Origin of the sequence: Streptomyces sp. NPDC058459 (assembly GCF_042721685.1) — a bacterium.
Lineage (GTDB): Bacteria > Actinomycetota > Actinomycetes > Streptomycetales > Streptomycetaceae > Streptomyces.
In genome coordinates this window covers 1-15,640 of sequence record NZ_JBHXLV010000156.1, presented here as the reverse complement: position 1 = coordinate 15,640, position 15,640 = coordinate 1, and the positions used below count along the sequence as shown (strand labels likewise).

Genomic DNA, 15,640 nt, shown 5'->3' with positions numbered 1-15,640 from the left:
GCGGCGGCCCCTCCTGGTGAGGGACCGCCGCCGTCGTCGTCGTGTGCCGGGGTGTCACGGGGTCAGGCCGTGCTCCGCCTTCGGTACCCGGCCGCCGCCGGCGCCGACCACCTCACGGCCGGCCAGGGGGGCGCCCAGGGAGACGGTACGGGTGTACTCCTTGCCGAGCGCGACGCAGTTGCCCGGCCGGCTCTTCTCGGTGACCGTGACCGTCACCCGGCCCGTGCTCTCCCGCGCCGACGCCCGGTACTCGGCGCACACCCCGCCGAGGAAGCGCACGGTCAGCTTCCGGCCCTCGGCGCGGTAGCTCTCCACCGTCACCCCGCCCTCCTTCGGGGTCCCGGCGGCGGGGGAGGCGAGGTACTCCGGGTCGATCGCCGGGTACGCCACCGTGAACGCGCCGCGGGCCGCCGAGCCGCGTACCTCGAACAGCCAGGACGGCACCAGGGCCGGCCGGCCGTCCACCGGGCGGGCGGACAGCCCGAACACCGCCTTGACGACCGTCACCGGGTCGGCCTCCGGGGCGCCGGGCGAGCCGGTGGACGCACCGCACGGCTGCTCGTCGCGGTCCTTCAGCGGCACCGGGCTCGCACACCCGCCGATGCCCATCCGATGCTCCGGCCGCCCCTGGACGGACCCCCTGTTCATCAGCTTCACCGTGCCGGCCGCGCTCAGCACGGGGTAGGTGTCGCTCTTCGAGGTCCGCCCCAGCGTGCCGTGGCCGCCGATGATGTCGCCCTTGTCGTCCACCGTCAGACCGGTGGTCCAGCCGTAGGTCGGCAGACCACCCACCACCGGGTCGGCGTTCACCACCCGCTGGGAGCCTGTCACCTGGCTCGCGTCGATCTTCGCGTCGTCCTGCCCGAGCGCCTTCAGCACCGGACGCGCCACCCCCTCGGCCTCCGCCGTGCCGACCGGCTCGTCGGCCGGGGCGGCCGGGTCCTGCGCGCAGACGGTGATCTTGCGGCAGTTGTCGGTACCGGGCGCGTACCGGCTGTACGACCAGTCGCCACCGGTCACCCTCAGCACCGGCCCGCCCTCACGCTCCCCGGCCCGCCAGCCGTCGCCCTCGGCCACGGGCGCGCCGTCGATCCCCAGTGCGCGGGCCAGCCGGGTGACGGCGTCCTTGCCGGCCTTGTCCTCCACGAGGTGGACGGGGGCGGAGCGGGGGCCCTCGGGGAGGTCGCCCTCGACGACGTAGTGCACGCCGCCGTTCGGGTCGGGCTCGCCGACGGCGATACCGGGCGAGCCGGTGCCGGTGCCGGTAGCGGCGCCGGGGCCGGGGCCGGTGCCGTTGTCGAGGGCGAGCGGTGGGGGAGCGCCCTTGCTTCCGGCCTGCTTCCCCTCGGACCCCGACCCGGACCCGGTTCCGGAGGCCAGCCAGGCGCCTCCACCGCCGATCAGCAATACGGCGGCGGCGACGGAGGCGATGATCGCGGCGGTACGGGGGCGCCCGACCTCGGCGGGAGGGGCTTCCTCACCCGTCCGGGCCTTGGGGGTCTCGGCGGCCTGGGCAGTCTCGGCGGCCTCACCTGCCTCATCTGCCTCAGTGGCCTCGGGGGCCTGAGCGGCCTCAGTAGCCTCTGCGGCCTCGGGGGTTTCAGTGGCCTCAGCGGTTTCGGCGGCCCCGGCGGCCTCAGCGGTTTGGGTGGCCCCGGCGGCCTCAGCAGCCCCGGAGGCCTCGGCGGTCTCCGAGGTCGCGGCAGGCTCCTTCGTCGGCTCCGTCGACGCCTGCTTCGATTCCGGCTCGGCTTCGGACCGGTCCTCGTTCTCGGGTCGCTCCTTGGTCACCGCATCGCTCCTCGCTGCTCGTGCCCCGCGTCTCCCGTGCGGGGGACGGCGATGGGACGCGCGAGGGGAGCGCACGGTTCCCTCGCGCGCCCGGCGAGGGCCGGCTCAGTCGCCGTAGTCGGACATCTCGTCCACCAGCCGGGCCGAACGGGTGGGGACCCGCACCCCGTGGATCAGCGAGGGCGGGACCGGACGGGTGACCGCATGGTCGGGCGAGGCCCAGTGCGGGGCCATACGGGCACAGTCGCCGCGCAGCGCGGGGAGGTCCACTTCGAGGTCGTCGGGCCTGAGGTTCGTCATAGGCGCACCGTAGGCACGGCGGAGCCGGTGAAGAAAGATCTACTATCGGGTAGTTTCCCCTGCTTCAGCGGGTGCCCGATTCCGGGTAGCGTGAACTGTCACCTCCCTTTCCCGTCCCCTTCCCGTTCCCTTCCCGTCCCCTGACCTGTCCTTTTCCCGCCCCCCTCCCGCCAGGAGAACGCCTGCCGTGCGCATCGCAGTCACCGGCTCCATCGCCACCGATCACCTCATGACCTTCCCCGGCCGCTTCGCCGACCAGTTCGTCGCGGACCAGATGCACACGGTCTCGCTCTCCTTCCTGGTCGACAACCTCGACGTCCGCCGGGGTGGCGTGGGCGCCAACATCGCCTTCGGCATGGGTCAGCTCGGTACCGGGCCGATCCTCGTCGGCGCGGCGGGCTTCGACTTCGACGAGTACCGCGCCTGGCTGGAGCGCCACGGCGTGGACACCGAGTCGGTCCGGATCTCCGAGACCCTGCACACCGCACGCTTCGTGTGCACCACCGACGCCGACCACAACCAGATCGGCTCCTTCTACACCGGCGCCATGAGCGAGGCCCGGCTGATCGAGCTGAAGACGGTCGCGGACCGCGTCGGCGGCCTGGACCTCGTCCTCATCGGCGCCGACGACCCGGAGGGCATGCTCCGCCACACCGAGGAGTGCCGCTCCCGGTCCATCCCCTTCGCCGCCGACTTCTCCCAGCAGATCGCCCGTATGAAGGGCGAGGAGATCCGGATACTGCTGGAGGGCGCCACGTACCTGTTCTCCAACGAGTACGAGAAGGGTCTCATCGAGTCCAAGACCGGCTGGAGCGACGAGCAGATCCTCGCGAAGGTCGGCCACCGGGTGACCACTCTCGGCTCGCGGGGCGTCCGTATCGAGCGGGCCGGCGAGGACCCGATCGAGGTCGGCGTCCCGGACGAGGAGCGCAAGGCCGACCCCACCGGTGTCGGCGACGCCTTCCGCGCCGGATTCCTCTCCGGGCTCGCCTGGGGCGTCTCCCTGGAGCGCGCGGCCCAGGTCGGGTGCATGCTCGCGACTCTCGTCATCGAGACGGTGGGCACCCAGGAGTACCGGCTGCGGCGGGCCCACTTCATGGACCGGTTCACGAAGGCGTACGGCGAGGACGCGGCTGCCGAGGTTCGTGAGTACCTGAGCTGAATGTCCTGCCTCGACGGGTCCGCGGTCCGCCGCGGGCCCGCCGGCGGCTGGTCGCCCCCGGGGGACGGAGCGCGAATCCGACGCGGCCCCGCCCCCCGGGGCCGGTACCGCCGAGCCGCTGATCAGCTCACCCGGCGGACGAGGTAGGCACTGCCTCGCTCCGACTTCTCCTCGCCCACGTACTCCTGGCCTCGCATCTCGCACCACGCCGGGATATCCAGGCGGGCCGCCTCGTCGTCCGAGAGGACGCGTACCGTGCCGCCCACGGGGACCTCGCCGAACACCCTGGCCAGTTCGATCACCGGGATCGGGCAGCGCTTGCCGAGGGAGTCCACCACCAGTTCCCCGGCCCGCGCCTCGACCCGAGGCACCGGCGCCCCGAGCTGGGACCGTACGTCCGCCACCACACCCGGCAGCACCTCCAGGAAACGGTCGACCTCCTCCGCCGCCACGCCCGAGGGCAGCGACACACGGACGTTGCCCTCGCTCAGCACCCCCATCGCCTTGAGCACATGGCTCGGTGTCAGGGTGCCGCTGGTGCAGGAGGAGCCGGAGGAGACGGAGAAGCCGGCCCGGTCCAGCCCGGACAGCAGCACCTCGCCGTCGACGTACAGACAGGAGAAGGTGACCGTCCCCGGCAGCCGCCGCTCCGGATCGCCCACCACCTCCACGTCCGGCAGCAGCCGGGGCACCTGTTCCCTGATCCGGTCGGTCAGCGCCCGCAGCCGTACCGCCTCCGCGTCCGCCTCGGCCCGCACCGCCCGCAGCGCGGCCACGGACGCCACGATCGCCGGGATGTTCCCGAACCCGGCGACCCGCCCCGACTCCCGCTCCTCGCCCGGCCCCCGGGCCGCGAACCGCGTCCCCTTGCGCACCACCAGCAGACCCACCCCCGAGGGCCCGCCCCACTTGTGCGCGCTCGCGGTCAGCAGCGACCAGCCCTCCGGCACCGGCCCCCAGGCCAGCGACTGGGCCGCGTCCACCAGCAGCGGCACTCCGGCCGCCCGGCACGCCCCGGCCACCTCGGCCACCGGCTGCACCGTGCCCACCTCGTGATTGGCCGACTGCAGACACGCCAGCGCGGTGTCCGCCCGCAGCGCCGCCGCGTATGCCGAGGGGTCCACCGCGCCGAGGCGGCTGACGCCCACTCGGGTGACGGAACCGCCCTCGGCCTGGAGCGCGTCCGCCGAATGGAGGACCGAGGAATGTTCGACCGCTGACACGATCAGGTGACGTCCCACGCGCCGCCGCCCGGCCAGCGCCCCCGCGATCCCGTCCTGCGCGGCCCGTGTCCCGGACGACGTGAACACCACCTCGTCGGCCCGGCACCCCACCGCGTCCGCCGCCGCCTCCCGGGCCGCGTCCAGCAGCATCCGCGCCCGCCGCCCCTCCCGGTACAGCCGACCGGGATCGGCCCACCCCTCGTCCAACGACGCCAACAGCGCCTGACGGGCGACAGGATGAAGCGGAGCACCGGAAGCGACATCGAAGTAGGCCACACACCAACGTTAGAACGAGCGTCATACGTCCCCACCTGGGGGCGGGGGGCTGTGCCGGTCCGCTGCTCCGCCGCCGGGCGCGCTCAGCCCCCACCCCGCCGCGCACCCCCCAAACCCGAACGACAGCGGCGATTGGCTCCACCCCGACACCCCCCGGAACGACCCGACGACGCGTATGCCCCCCTCCCCGCGAACCGCCGGAGACCGTCGGCTAGGGTTTGGTCCGCATAAACATCCAAACCCCTGCCCGACGCAGGGCGGCGACCGACCAGCGAGAAGGCCGTAGTCGACCGCGCGGGCGAGACTCTCGGGAAGGCGCTACGTGAGTCCCAACGGCTCCGACCTCCCCCTTCGCCCGAAAGGCGTGGGCGGTACCCCCAAGCCGCGGCGCGCTGTGCGGCGGCAGCTGCTGCAGGCGCTGACCGCGGGCCTGGTCCTCGCGACCGCTACCGGTTGCACATACAAGGACTTCCCCCGCCTCGGCATGCCCACCCCGACCACGGAAGAGGCTCCCCGCATCCTCTCCCTGTGGCAGGGCTCGTGGGCCGCCGCGCTCGCTACCGGCGTGCTGGTGTGGGGCCTGATCCTGTGGAGCGCCATGTTCCACCGGCGCAGCCGCACCAAGGTCGAGGTTCCGCCGCAGACGCGGTACAACATGCCCATCGAGGCGCTGTACACGGTGGTTCCGATCATCATCGTCGCGGTGCTCTTCTACTTCACCGCGCGGGACGAGTCGAAGCTCCTCAGCCTGGAGAAGAAGCCGGACGTCACGGTCAACGTGGTCGGCTTCCAGTGGAGCTGGGGCTTCAACTACATCGAGAACGTGCCGGGTTCCACCGGTGACGCCAAGAAGGACCCGAACCTCGCGGCCATCCCGACGCGGTTCCTGGACCAGTTCCCGGCCGACGCCGGCGGTGTCTACGACGTCGGTACGCCGGGCACGCGGAACCCGCAGACCGGCAACCCCGGCCCGACGCTGTGGCTGCCCAAGGGCAAGACGGTCCGCTTCGTGCTGACCTCGCGTGACGTCATCCACGACTTCTGGGTCGTGCCCTTCCTGATGAAGCAGGACGTCATCCCGGGCCACACCAACGCCTTCCAGGTGACTCCCAACAAGGAGGGCACCTTCATGGGCAAGTGCGCGGAGCTGTGCGGCGTCGACCACTCCCGGATGCTGTTCAACGTGAAGGTCGTCTCCCCCGAGCGTTACGAGCAGCACCTCAAGGACCTCGCCAAGAAGGGGCAGACCGGTTACATTCCCGCCGGCATCGCGCAGACGAGCCACGAGAAGAACCGGGAGACGAACAACCTGTGAGCATCCTCAATGAACCCCAGGGTGCCGGCGCGGCCGCGGGCTCGGGTCGCACCGAGCCGTTGATCAGGCGCAAGCAGCCGGGCAACGCCGTGGTGAAGTGGCTGACGACCACCGACCACAAGACGATCGGCACGATGTACCTGGTCACGTCGTTCGCGTTCTTCCTCATCGGTGGCGTGATGGCGCTGCTCATGCGGGCCGAGCTGGCGCGTCCGGGCACGCAGATCATCTCCAACGAGCAGTTCAACCAGGCGTTCACGATGCACGGCACCGTGATGCTGCTGATGTTCGCCACCCCGCTGTTCGCGGGCTTCGCCAACTGGATCATGCCGCTCCAGATCGGCGCGCCCGACGTGGCGTTCCCCCGGCTGAACATGTTCGCCTACTGGCTCTACCTGTTCGGCTCGACCATCGCGGTGGGCGGCTTCATCACCCCGCAGGGTGCTGCCGACTTCGGCTGGTTCGCCTACTCCCCGCTGTCGGACGCGGTCCGCTCGCCCGGCATCGGCGCCGACATGTGGATCATGGGCCTGGCCTTCTCCGGCTTCGGCACGATCCTCGGTTCGGTCAACTTCATCACCACGATCATCTGCATGCGCGCTCCCGGCATGACGATGTTCCGCATGCCGGTCTTCACGTGGAACGTGCTGCTGACCGGTGTGCTGGTCCTGCTGGCCTTCCCGGTGCTGGCCGCCGCGCTGTTCGCCCTGGAGGCGGACCGCAAGTTCGGCGCCCATATCTTCGATCCGGCCAACGGCGGAGCCTTGCTGTGGCAACACCTCTTCTGGTTCTTCGGCCATCCAGAGGTGTACATCATCGCCCTGCCGTTCTTCGGCATCATCAGTGAGATCATCCCGGTCTTCAGCCGGCGCCCGATCTTCGGCTACATGAACCTCATCGCCGCGACGATCGCCATCGCCGGTCTGTCGGTGACCGTGTGGGCGCACCACATGTACGTCACCGGTGGCGTGCTGCTGCCGTTCTTCTCGTTCATGACGTTCCTCATCGCGGTCCCCACCGGTGTGAAGATCTTCAACTGGATCGCCACGATGTGGAAGGGCTCGCTGTCCTTCGAGACGCCGATGCTCTGGACGACCGGCTTCCTGATCACCTTCGTGTTCGGTGGTCTGACCGGTGTCATCCTGGCCTCGCCCCCGCTGGACTTCCACGTCTCCGACTCGTACTTCGTGGTGGCCCACTTCCACTACGTGGTCTTCGGTACGGTCGTCTTCGCGATGTTCGCCGGCTTCCACTTCTGGTGGCCGAAGTTCACCGGCAAGATGCTGGACGAGCGCCTGGGCAAGATCACCTTCTGGACGCTGTTCGTCGGCTTCCACGGCACCTTCCTGGTCCAGCACTGGCTGGGCGCCGAGGGCATGCCGCGCCGGTACGCCGACTACCTGGCGGCGGACGGCTTCACCGCGCTGAACACGGTCTCGACGATCTCCTCGTTCCTGCTCGGCCTGTCGATCCTGCCGTTCCTCTACAACGTGTGGAAGACGGCGAAGTACGGCAAGCCGGTCGAGGTGGACGACCCGTGGGGCTACAGCCGCTCGCTGGAGTGGGCGACCTCCTGCCCGCCGCCGCGGCACAACTTCGTCACCCTGCCGCGTATTCGCAGCGAATCCCCGGCGTTCGACCTGCACCACCCCGAGATCGCCGCCCTCGACCAGCTTGAGAACGCCGGTGGCGGCGTCGCCGTCGCGGGCAGCAAGGAGGCCGGCAAGTGAAGATCCAGGGTCGGATGTTCATCTGGCTGAGCTTCTTCGTCCTGATCATGGCCATCGTGTACGGCGTGTGGTCGAAGGAGCCGGCCGGCACCACGGCGCTCTTCCTGGCCTTCGGCCTGTGCATCATGATCGGCTTCTACCTGGGCTTCACCGCCCGGCGGGTCGACGCGGGCGCGCAGGACGACCGGGAGGCCGATGTCGCGGACGGCGCGGGCGAGCTGGGCTTCTTCAGCCCGCACAGCTGGCAGCCGCTGGCCCTGGCCGTCGGCGGCGGGCTGGCCTTCCTCGGTATCGCGGTCGGCTGGTGGCTGCTGTACTTCTCGGCACCCCTCATCGTGATCGGTCTGTTCGGCTGGGTGTTCGAGTACTACCGCGGTGAGAACCGCACCCAGTAACACAGCGCACGACACGGCGGGAGCCCGGACCCTCCATCGGGTGGGTCCGGGCTCCGCTGTATGCCGCAGTGTCCGTCCCTCATACGGGTTACGCGCCGCGCCAGTGAAGTCTTCATCTCATAGCGTGATCGTATGAACCACACTGCGCGGACCCGCACTGTCGTCAGCTGCACCTTGCTGGTGGCCGCCCTCGGCGCGGGCGTCACCGGCTGCGGCTCGGACGGCGACGCCCTGTCGGCCGAGCCGTACGACGCAGCGGACCAGATCGTCTTCAACGCGCCCACCGGCAAGGCGAAGCGGGCCGACCCGGACAAGCCCCTTGACGTCACGCTCAAGAGTGGTGAGGGCCGGATCACGGACGTCACCGCCACGGACGCCACAGGGCGCTATGTGGCGGGCGAACTCGCCGCCGACGGCCGACGCTGGCACAGCACCTCCCCGCTGGCCGCCGACGCCCATTACACGGTCCGCGTGAGCACCGAGGACGGCAAGGGCGCACCCGGCCGCAAGATCCTCACCTTCGACACCGTCAAGCCGGCGACCAGGAAGAGCCTGGGCGTCGCCTTCGGGCCCGAGGCGGGGGAGTACGGCGTCGGACAGCCCATCACCGCCACCCTCGACCAGCCGGTCAAGGACAAGGCCCAGCGGGCCGTGGTGGAGAGCGGTCTGCGCGTCGACTCCGTCCCGGCCGTGCAGGGTGCCTGGTACTGGGTCGGTGACAAGGAACTCCACTACCGGCCCAAGCAGTACTGGCCGGCCCACACCACCGTCCAGGTGCACAGCAACCTGGACGGCATCAAGATCAGTGACAAGCTCTGGGGCGGCAAGAGCAAGGACCTGAAGATCACCATCGGGGACAAGGTGGAGGCCATCACGAACGCGGCCACCCACCAGCTCACGTTCTACAAGAACGGTCAGGTGATCAACACCATCCCGGTCACCACCGGCAAGCCCGGCTTCGAGACCCGCAACGGCGTCAAGGTGGTCCTGGAGAAGGAGTACTTCGTACGGATGCGCGGTACCACCGTCGGCATCGCCGAGGGCAGCTCCGACTCCTACGACCTGCCGGTCTACTACGCCACCCGGGTGACCTGGTCGGGTGAGTACGTGCACGCCGCGCCCTGGTCCGTGGGCTCCCAGGGGTACGCGAACGTCAGCCACGGCTGCACCGGCATGAGCACCGGCAACGCCGAGTGGTTCTACGACCACGTCCGCGCGGGCGACGTCGTGAAGGTCGTCAACTCGGGCGGCCACGCCATGGAGGACTTCGGCAACGGCTTCGGCGACTGGAACCTGGACTGGAAGAAGTGGACCGCGGGAAGCGCCCTGAACGGCGCCGCCCGGAGCGGCTCGGCCCCCCGGGACTCCGTACGCCTGCGCCCCGCCGCCGCATGACCGCCCGGGGTGCGGGAGCCGGACGGGTCCCCGCACCTCTCCAGGCGGCCGTCCTAGGCGCTCTGCAGGCGCTCGCGGCGCAGGAGGCCGGCGAGCGAGGCGGCGAACTCCATCGGGTCGACCGGCAGCGTCACCGCCGCGTCGGCCCGGCTCCAGGTCGCCAGCCAGGCGTCCTGGGGGCGGCCCATCAGCAGCAGCACCGGCGGGCAGCCGAAGACCTCGTCCTTGAGCTGGCGGCACACCCCCATGCCGCCCATGGGCACCGCCTCGCCGTCCAGCACGCAGACGTCGATCCCGCCCCGGTCCACCTCACGCACCACGGCCTCGGGCGTGGCGCACTCCACGAACTCCACCAGCGGGACGTCCGGAGCCGGCCGGCGTCCGGCGGCGAGCCGTACCTGTTCACGGGTGTTGGAGTCGTCGCTGTACACCAGCACAGTGGCGGTCGGCTGCATGCTTCCTCCGAGACGTCGGCGTCATACGGACGGGCCATTCCGGGGCGGATGTTACTCCCCTGGACACCACGTCAACACCGGTACGACGGGCGAAGACACTCCGAACGGCACCCCCGGAGTGAGGGCGGGATAAGCGACCGACATAATGTCGGTCGTGGCGACAGCAACGACAGTAGACACCGGGCACGCGCACCCCTCGGTCAACCGGCCGAACCTCACCAGCGTCGGAACCATCATTTGGCTGAGTTCCGAGCTGATGTTCTTCGCGGCCCTCTTCGCGATGTACTTCACCGCTCGATCGGTGACCGGACTGGATCACTGGAAGGAGATGGCGCACGCGCTCAACGTGCCCTTCTCCGCGGCGAACACCACGATCCTGGTGCTCTCCTCCCTGACCTGCCAGCTCGGCGTCTTCGCCGCCGAGCGCGGGGACGTGAAGAAGCTCCGCGGATGGTTCATCGTCACCTTCGTCATGGGTGCGATCTTCATCGGCGGACAGATCTTCGAGTACACGGAACTGGTGAAGAAGGACGGCCTGTCGCTGTCCTCCGACGTCTACGGCTCCGTGTTCTACCTGACCACCGGCTTCCACGGCCTGCACGTGACGGGCGGCCTCATCGCCTTCCTGCTGGTCCTCGGCCGCACCTACGCGGCGAAGAGGTTCACTCACGAGCAGGCGACCGCCGCAATCGTCGTGTCCTACTACTGGCACTTCGTCGATGTGGTCTGGATCGGCCTCTTCGCCACGATCTACCTGATCAAGTAGCGGGATTCGTCCCGCGCATCCAGAAGCACCGACGCAGAAGATCCTGACACCGGGGTAATCCGTGAAAAAGCTCTCCGCACGACGACGCCATCCGCTGGCGGCGGTCGTCGTCCTACTCCTCGCGCTGGCGGCCACCGGGGGGCTGTACGCCGCGTTCGCGCCCGCGGGCAAGGCGCAGGCCGATGAAACCTCCCAGTCCCTGACGATCAAGGAGGGCAAGAAGCTCTACGAGGTCGGCTGCGCCAGCTGCCACGGCACCGGTGGCCAGGGAACCTCCGACGGCCCGAGCCTGGCCGGGGTCGGCGCCGCCGCGGTAGACTTCCAGGTCGGCACCGGCCGGATGCCCGCCTCCAGCTCGCAGATGGCCCAGATCCCGAGCAAGAAGGTCATCTACAGCCAGGCCGAGATCGACCAGCTCGCCGCGTACGTAGCGTCGCTGGGCGCGGGCCCGAGTGTGCCGACGAAGGAGCAGTACTCCAAGGACGGCGCGGACATCGCCCAGGGTGGCGACCTGTTCCGCACCAACTGCGCGCAGTGCCACAACTTCACCGGAAAGGGCGGTGCCCTGACCAGGGGCAAGTACGCCCCGAGCCTTGAAGGCGTGGAACCCAAGCACATCTACGAGGCCATGCAGACGGGCCCGCAGAACATGCCGTCCTTCCCCGACACCACGATGTCGGAGAAGAACAAGAAGGACATCATCGCGTACCTGAACGCGGTCGACAGCGGTGAGACCGAGAACCCCGGCGGCCTGGAACTGGGCGGCCTCGGCCCGGTCAGTGAAGGTCTGTTCGCCTGGATCTTCGGCCTCGGCGCGCTGATCGCGGTCACCGTCTGGGTCGCCGCTCGGACCGCAAAGGCCAAGAAGTCATGAGTAGCCAAGACAATCCCGAAGAGAACCTGCCCGCCGCGCAGGCCCACCCGCACGGCCAGGTGAGCGTCGCGGACGACGAGACCCCGTTCGCCGATCCCGGTCTGCCCCCGCACGAGGAACGCGTCCAGGACATCGACGAGCGGGCCGCCGACCGGTCCGAGCGCGTGGTCGCCCTGCTGTTCACGATCTCGATGCTGGCCACCCTCGGCTTCATCGCGTCGTTCGTCACGATCCCGGACGACAGGTCGATCTTCGTCTTCCCGATCGGGCACATCAGGGCGCTCAACTTCGCGCTGGGCCTGACCCTCGCCACGGCGCTGTTCTCCATCGGCGCGGGCGCCGTCCACTGGGCGCGCACCCTGATGTCCGACGCGGAGATGACCGGCGAGCGCCACCCGATCGCGGCGGAGCCCGCGGTCCGTGCGCAGGTCTTCGACGACTTCCGCCAGGGAGCCGCCGAGTCCGCCCTCGGCCGCCGCAAGCTGATCCGCAACACCATGTTCGGCGCCCTCGCGCTGGTGCCGCTCTCCGGCGTCCTGCTGCTGCGCGACCTCGGCCCGCTGCCCGGCACCTCGCTCCGCCACACGCTGTGGGCGAAGGGCAAGCTCCTCGTCAACGTCAACACCAACCAGCCGCTGCGTCCCGAGGACGTGGCCGTGGGCTCGCTGACCTTCGCCAAGCCCGAGGGCCTGGAGGAGAAGGACGAGGACTTCCAGAACGAGATCGCCAAGGCCGCCCTGATGATCATCCGGCTCCAGCCGAACGACATCAAGGACAAGCAGCAACTGGCCTGGTCCCACGAGGGCATCGTCGCCTTCTCCAAGATCTGCACCCACGTGGGCTGCCCGATCTCCCTGTACGAGCAGCAGACGCATCACGTACTCTGCCCGTGTCACCAGTCCACCTTCGACCTCTCCGACGGTGCCCGAGTGATCTTCGGCCCTGCCGGTCACGCCCTGCCGCAGCTCCGCATCGGTGTGAACGACGAGGGCTACCTCGAGGCGCTCGGCGACTTCGCGGAGCCCGTCGGTCCTGCATTCTGGGAGCGCGGATGAGTACTGCGAACAACGACGCGTCCCGCTCGCGCGGGAAGGCCCCGGCCGGCGAGCGCGTAGCCGACTGGGCCGACGGCCGGCTGGGGATCTACTCCCTGGCCAAGGCCAACATGCGGAAGATCTTCCCCGACCACTGGTCGTTCATGCTGGGCGAAGTCTGCATGTGGAGCTTCGTCATCATCATCCTGACCGGTGTGTATCTGACGCTGTTCTTCCACCCGTCGATGAACGAGGTGGAGTACCACGGCAGCTACATCCCGCTCCAGGGACAGCTGATGTCGGAGGCGTTCAGCTCGACCCTGCACATCTCCTTCGACGTGCGCGGCGGCCTGCTCATCCGGCAGATCCACCACTGGGCCGCGCTGATCTTCCTCGCCGGCATGTTCGTGCACATGATGCGCGTGTTCTTCACGGGTGCGTTCCGCAAGCCGCGTGAGGTCAACTGGCTGTTCGGCTTCCTGCTGTTCGTCCTCGGCATGTTCACCGGTTTCACCGGTTACTCGCTCCCGGACGACCTGCTCTCCGGCACCGGTGTGCGCTTCACCGAGGGCGCGATCCTGTCCATGCCGATCGTCGGCACGTACATCTCGTACTTCCTCTTCGGCGGGCAGTTCCCCGGCCACGACTTCGTGGCCCGGTTCTACTCGATCCACATCCTGCTGCTGCCGGGCATCATGCTCGGCCTGATGGTGGCGCACCTGATCCTGGTCTTCTACCACAAGCACACGCAGTTCGCGGGTCCGGGGAAGAAGGAGACCAACGTCGTCGGCATGCCGCTGCTGCCGGTGTACACCGCCAAGGCCGGAGGCTTCTTCTTCCTGGTCTTCGGTGTCATCGCGGCCATCGCGGCCATCGCCCAGATCAACCCGATCTGGGCGATGGGCCCGTACCGGCCCGACCAGGTCTCCACGGGCGCCCAGCCCGACTGGTACATGGGCTTCGCCGAGGGTCTGGTCCGCTACATGCCGGGCTGGGAGATCAACTTCTGGGGCCACACGCTGGTCCTGGGCGTGTTCATCCCGCTGGTGCTGTTCGGCCTGGTGCTGATGGCCATCGCGGTCTACCCGTTCATCGAGTCCTGGGTCACCGGTGACAAGAGCGAGCACCACATCCTGGACCGCCCGCGCAACGCCCCGACGCGCACCGCGTTCGGCGTCGCCTGGGTCACGGTGTACATGATCGGTCTGGTCGGCGGTGGCAACGACCTGTGGGCCACCCACTTCCACCTGTCGATCAACCAGGTCACCTGGTTCGTCCGGATCTTCTTCTTCGCCGGACCGGTGATCGCGTTCATCGTCACCAAGCGGATCTGCCTCGGCCTCCAGCGCCGGGACAGGGACAAGGTGCTGCACGGCCGCGAGACCGGCGTCATCAAGCGCCTGCCGCACGGTGAGTTCATCGAGGTGCACGAGCCGCTCAGCCAGGAGCAGCTGCACACCCTGACGGCGCACCACCAGTACGAGCCCGCCCGGATCGGCCCCCTGGTCGACGAGAACGGGGTCGAGCGCAAGGTGAAGCCCGGCGAGCGCCTCCGGGTCAGGCTGTCCGGCGCCTACTACGGCGAGGACAACCAGATCCCGAAGGCGACCGTCGACGAGTACAAGGAGATCACGAGCGGCCACGGCCACCACTGATCCCGCGTCGCCACGCCACGGCCGAAGGGCCCCGTCCGGAACACCCGGCGGGGCCCTTCGGTCTGTCCAGGCTGGATAGGGTGGGACAGGGCACCCCGCGTGCCCTCGACACCCGTGACACCTGTCTTCCGACACCTGTCTTCCTCACACACCAGGAGCGGCTGATGAGCGCTGTGACCCCCGCTGGAGGCGACACCGCGGCGGGCCGTTCCTGGCCCGAGGTACTGAACGCCCTGCTGGAGGGCCGCGACCAGAACGCGGACGCCACCGCCTGGGCGATGGACCGGATCATGCGCGGCGAGGCGACGGACGCCCAGATCGCGGGCTTCCTCGTGGCGCTGCGGGCCAAGGGAGAGACGGTCGAGGAGATCACCGGGATCGTCCGGGCGATGTACGAGCACGCCAACGTGATCGAGGTGCCCGGCCGGACCGTGGACATCGTCGGCACCGGCGGGGACGGCGCGAAGACGGTGAACATCTCCACGATGTCCTCCGTCGTGGTCGCCGGCACCGGCGCGAAGGTCATCAAGCACGGCAACCGGGCCGCGTCCTCGGCCTCGGGTTCCTCGGACGTGCTGGAGCGGCTCGGCGTCAACCTGGAGCTGACGCCGAAGCGGGTGGCCGAAGTCGCGGAGGAGGCGGGGATCACCTTCTGCTTCGCGGTCAAGTTCCACCCGGCCCTGCGGCATGTGGGTGCCGCCCGGGGCCAGTTGGGCATCCGTACGGTCTTCAACGTCATCGGTCCGCTGACCAACCCGGCGCGGGTGCGGTCCCAGGCGGTGGGCGTGGCGAACCTCGCCATGGCGCCCATCGTGGCGGGCGTCTTCGCCGAGCGCGGGAACTCCTCGCTGGTGTTCCGGGGCGAGGACGGCCTCGACGAGCTGACCACCACCGCGCCGTCGCGGGTGTGGATCGTGCGCGACGGCAAGGTCACCGAGGAGGTCTTCGACCCGCGTGACGTGGGCATCGAGCTGGTGCCGGTGGAGGCGCTGCGCGGCGGTGACCCGGCGTACAACGCGACGGTGGCCCGGCAGGTGCTGGAGGGCGAGCGGGGAGCGGTGCGGGACGCGGTGCTGCTGAACTCGGCGGCGGCGCTGGTCGCGCTGGACCCGACCGGGGAGCCGCTGGCCGACCAGTTGCGGGCGGGCATGGTGCGGGCCGCCGAGTCCATCGACTCCGGGGCCGCGGCGCGGACGCTGGAGCGCTGGGTGGCCGCCAGCAACCGGTGAGAGCCGTCCTTCGGCGCGGCGGGGAGCGGTCGCTCTCCGC

Annotated in this window: 14 protein-coding genes; 10 read left to right on the top strand and 4 right to left on the bottom strand. The window is 69.6% G+C overall.

Translation table 11 applies throughout. The features are described from left to right. Window positions 1-54 precede the first annotated feature (54 nt). On the bottom strand, window positions 55-1,791 hold the full coding sequence (locus ACFWN1_RS24115) for a hypothetical protein (RefSeq protein ID WP_384365566.1): 1,737 nt from the start codon (window positions 1,789-1,791) through the stop codon (window positions 55-57). Window positions 1,792-1,896: 105 nt separating this feature from the next. Further along, a complete protein-coding gene (locus tag ACFWN1_RS24110) occupies window positions 1,897-2,091 on the bottom strand; it encodes a hypothetical protein (RefSeq protein ID WP_384365564.1) in 195 nt (64 codons plus the stop codon). Window positions 2,092-2,278: 187 nt separating this feature from the next. Between ACFWN1_RS24110 and ACFWN1_RS24105 the strand changes: the two genes are divergently transcribed. Then, entirely contained in the window at window positions 2,279-3,253 is a 975-nt protein-coding gene (locus tag ACFWN1_RS24105) for a carbohydrate kinase family protein (RefSeq protein ID WP_384365562.1), read from the top strand. Between the two features lie 122 nt (window positions 3,254-3,375). On the opposite strand, the gene ACFWN1_RS24100 is transcribed toward ACFWN1_RS24105, so the two are convergent. Beyond that, on the bottom strand, window positions 3,376-4,752 hold the full coding sequence (locus tag ACFWN1_RS24100; protein ID WP_384365559.1) for a cysteine desulfurase/sulfurtransferase TusA family protein: 1,377 nt from the start codon (window positions 4,750-4,752) through the stop codon (window positions 3,376-3,378). A 322-nt stretch (window positions 4,753-5,074) separates the two neighbouring features. Between ACFWN1_RS24100 and coxB the strand changes: the two genes are divergently transcribed. From coxB to ACFWN1_RS24080, 4 genes are all read left to right on the top strand, one after another. Further along, a complete protein-coding gene (gene coxB, locus ACFWN1_RS24095; protein ID WP_384365556.1) occupies window positions 5,075-6,067 on the top strand; it encodes a cytochrome c oxidase subunit II in 993 nt (330 codons plus the stop codon). Continuing rightward, entirely contained in the window at window positions 6,064-7,797 is a 1,734-nt protein-coding gene (gene ctaD / locus ACFWN1_RS24090; RefSeq protein WP_384365553.1) for a cytochrome c oxidase subunit I, read from the top strand. The genes coxB and ctaD overlap by 4 nt, the downstream gene beginning before the upstream one ends. Continuing rightward, entirely contained in the window at window positions 7,794-8,192 is a 399-nt protein-coding gene (locus tag ACFWN1_RS24085) for a cytochrome c oxidase subunit 4 (RefSeq protein WP_384365551.1), read from the top strand. The genes ctaD and ACFWN1_RS24085 overlap by 4 nt, the downstream gene beginning before the upstream one ends. Window positions 8,193-8,324: 132 nt before the next feature. Then, window positions 8,325-9,587, top strand: coding sequence for an Ig-like domain-containing protein (locus ACFWN1_RS24080; RefSeq protein WP_384365548.1), 1,263 nt, complete (start codon window positions 8,325-8,327; stop codon window positions 9,585-9,587). Between the two features lie 53 nt (window positions 9,588-9,640). Here ACFWN1_RS24080 and ACFWN1_RS24075 read toward each other — a convergent pair whose 3' ends face one another. Then, window positions 9,641-10,042, bottom strand: coding sequence for a hypothetical protein (locus ACFWN1_RS24075; RefSeq protein WP_384365545.1), 402 nt, complete (start codon window positions 10,040-10,042; stop codon window positions 9,641-9,643). Window positions 10,043-10,187: 145 nt separating this feature from the next. Between ACFWN1_RS24075 and ACFWN1_RS24070 the strand changes: the two genes are divergently transcribed. From ACFWN1_RS24070 to trpD, 5 genes are all read left to right on the top strand, one after another. Beyond that, the gene (locus ACFWN1_RS24070; RefSeq protein ID WP_384365542.1) at window positions 10,188-10,808 is read left to right on the top strand and encodes a heme-copper oxidase subunit III; all 621 of its coding nucleotides are present in this window, start codon (window positions 10,188-10,190) and stop codon (window positions 10,806-10,808) included. Window positions 10,809-10,869: 61 nt separating this feature from the next. Next, entirely contained in the window at window positions 10,870-11,682 is an 813-nt protein-coding gene (locus tag ACFWN1_RS24065; RefSeq protein WP_384365539.1) for a c-type cytochrome, read from the top strand. Continuing rightward, window positions 11,679-12,737, top strand: a complete 1,059-nt coding sequence (locus ACFWN1_RS24060) for a Rieske 2Fe-2S domain-containing protein (protein ID WP_384365536.1) — start codon at window positions 11,679-11,681, stop codon at window positions 12,735-12,737. The genes ACFWN1_RS24065 and ACFWN1_RS24060 overlap by 4 nt, the downstream gene beginning before the upstream one ends. Next, window positions 12,734-14,371 carry a cytochrome bc complex cytochrome b subunit gene (locus ACFWN1_RS24055; protein ID WP_384365534.1) on the top strand — a complete coding sequence of 546 codons (1,638 nt, stop codon included), beginning with the start codon at window positions 12,734-12,736 and terminating at the stop codon, window positions 14,369-14,371. Before ACFWN1_RS24060 ends, ACFWN1_RS24055 begins: the two co-directional genes overlap by 4 nt. 164 nt (window positions 14,372-14,535) lie before the next feature. Next, window positions 14,536-15,600 carry an anthranilate phosphoribosyltransferase gene (gene trpD / locus ACFWN1_RS24050; protein ID WP_384365531.1) on the top strand — a complete coding sequence of 355 codons (1,065 nt, stop codon included), beginning with the start codon at window positions 14,536-14,538 and terminating at the stop codon, window positions 15,598-15,600. The last annotated feature ends 40 nt before the right edge of the window (window positions 15,601-15,640 follow it).

Excerpts from the sequence above, each read along its gene's own strand:
- trpD (WP_384365531.1), top strand. The coding sequence starts at position 14,536 with ATGAGCGCTGTGACCCCCGCTGGAGGCGACACCGCGGCGGGCCGTTCC.
- ACFWN1_RS24110 (WP_384365564.1), bottom strand. The coding sequence starts at position 2,091 with ATGACGAACCTCAGGCCCGACGACCTCGAAGTGGACCTCCCCGCGCTG.
- ACFWN1_RS24075 (WP_384365545.1), bottom strand. The coding sequence starts at position 10,042 with ATGCAGCCGACCGCCACTGTGCTGGTGTACAGCGACGACTCCAACACC.
- ACFWN1_RS24055 (WP_384365534.1), top strand. The coding sequence starts at position 12,734 with ATGAGTACTGCGAACAACGACGCGTCCCGCTCGCGCGGGAAGGCCCCG.
- ACFWN1_RS24060 (WP_384365536.1), top strand. The coding sequence starts at position 11,679 with ATGAGTAGCCAAGACAATCCCGAAGAGAACCTGCCCGCCGCGCAGGCC.
- ACFWN1_RS24070 (WP_384365542.1), top strand. The coding sequence starts at position 10,188 with ATGTCGGTCGTGGCGACAGCAACGACAGTAGACACCGGGCACGCGCAC.
- ACFWN1_RS24080 (WP_384365548.1), top strand. The coding sequence starts at position 8,325 with ATGAACCACACTGCGCGGACCCGCACTGTCGTCAGCTGCACCTTGCTG.